This window comes from Arthrobacter sp. Y3225116, from assembly GCF_059091245.1.
On sequence record NZ_JBNHGL010000412.1, the window covers coordinates 1 to 1,497 of the forward strand.

2 protein-coding genes are annotated in these 1,497 nt (G+C 68.3%); both read left to right on the forward strand.

Annotated elements, in window-relative coordinates; genetic code table 11:
* The first annotated feature begins 152 nt into the window (after window positions 1-152).
* Complete coding sequence (locus AC5RV2_RS17880; protein ID WP_494093442.1) at window positions 153-827, forward strand: potassium channel family protein; 675 nt, start codon at window positions 153-155, stop codon at window positions 825-827.
* Window positions 824-1,497: potassium channel family protein (locus AC5RV2_RS17885; RefSeq protein WP_494093443.1), on the forward strand; the 674-nt coding region annotated here is incomplete at its 3' end. The genes AC5RV2_RS17880 and AC5RV2_RS17885, both read left to right, overlap by 4 nt.

Sequence of the window (1,497 nt, forward strand, 5' to 3'; positions counted from 1 at the left end):
GGACCGGGGCGTGGCCGGGTAGGCCGTCGCGGCCGGCGCGCGGCCGCCGGCGCCGTTTCGAACCCCCCGGTCATGGCATCGATGGACCGGTTCAGCGTTATGGTTGCAGTACATTTGATTCCCGCGTTACAGCGGGTGCCGGAAGGACGTGGATGGCGCACTTTGTGATCATGGGCTGCGGGCGCGTAGGCGTGACGCTGGCCCACACCCTGGAGGACTCGGGGCACAGCGTGGCCATTATCGACCAGGACGACCGGGCGTTCCGCCGGCTGCGCTCGGGGTTCACCGGCCGTAAGGTCACCGGCGTAGGGTTCGACCGCGACACCCTGCGGCACGCAGACATCGAGAACGCCTACGCCTTCGCTGCCGTTTCCAGCGGCGATAACTCCAACATCCTCGCCACCCGGGTGGCCCGCGAAACCTTCCACGTCCCGCATGTGGTGGCCCGCATCTACGATCCCGGCCGCGCCGAGATCTACCAGCGGCTCGGCATCCCCACGGTGGCCGCGGTGCGCTGGAGCGCCGATCAGGTGCTGCGGCGGATCCTGCCCGAACAGGGCATCAAGGGCGACTTCCGCGAGGCCTCCGGCCGCCTGATCCTGGGTGAGGTGCAACTGGACGACGGCTGGGTGGGCCGGGAACTGGCCGAGATCGAAGCCGCCTCCGGCGCCCGGGTGGCCTACCTGACCCGTTTCGGCGAGGGAATCCTGCCCGGCCGCGGCACCCGCTACCAAAAGGGCGACATAGTCCACGCCATGATGGCGGTGGATTCGACCTTCGAAATCGACAGGATCCTGTCCAAGCCCCCCGTGGAGGAGTCCGAATGAGGGTGGTCATTGCCGGCGCCGGCAGCGTCGGATCGTCGATTGCGCGGGAGCTGCTCTCGAACAACCACGACATCCTGCTGATTGATCCGAAGCCCGAGGTGATCGGCCGCAGCGGGCTGAAGGGCGCGCGCTGGCTGATCGGCGACGCGTGCGAGATCACCACCCTGCGTGAGGCCCGGCTGGAAGAAGCCGACGTGGTGGTCTCGGCCACCGGTGACGACAAGGTCAACCTCGTGGTCTCGCTGCTGGCCAAGAGCGAGTTCGGCGTCGGCCGCACGGTGGGACGCGTGAACAACCCCAAGAACGACTGGATGTTCGACGACTCCTGGGGCGTGGATGTTGCCGTGAACACCCCGCGCCTGATGACCGCCCTGGTAGAGGAAGCCGTGGAGATCGGGGACCTGGTCCGGCTGCTGACCTTGCAGAGCGGCGTCGCATCCATGGTCGAGTTTACGGTTCCCGCCGACTCGGCGCTGATCGGTCAGCGGCTCGGCTCCATCGCCTGGCCGCAGGATGCGACGGTGGTGGCCATCCTGCGCGACGACGCGCCGATTACGCCGAGCCCTGACGACGTGGTGGAAGGCAGCGACGAGCTCTTCTTCATCACGACCATCGCCGCCGAGGACGACCTGCGTGCGGTCCTGACCGGCCGGCCCGCCGCCGCGGCGGC

Excerpts from the sequence above, each read along its gene's own strand:
- AC5RV2_RS17880 (WP_494093442.1), top strand. The coding sequence starts at position 153 with ATGGCGCACTTTGTGATCATGGGCTGCGGGCGCGTAGGCGTGACGCTG.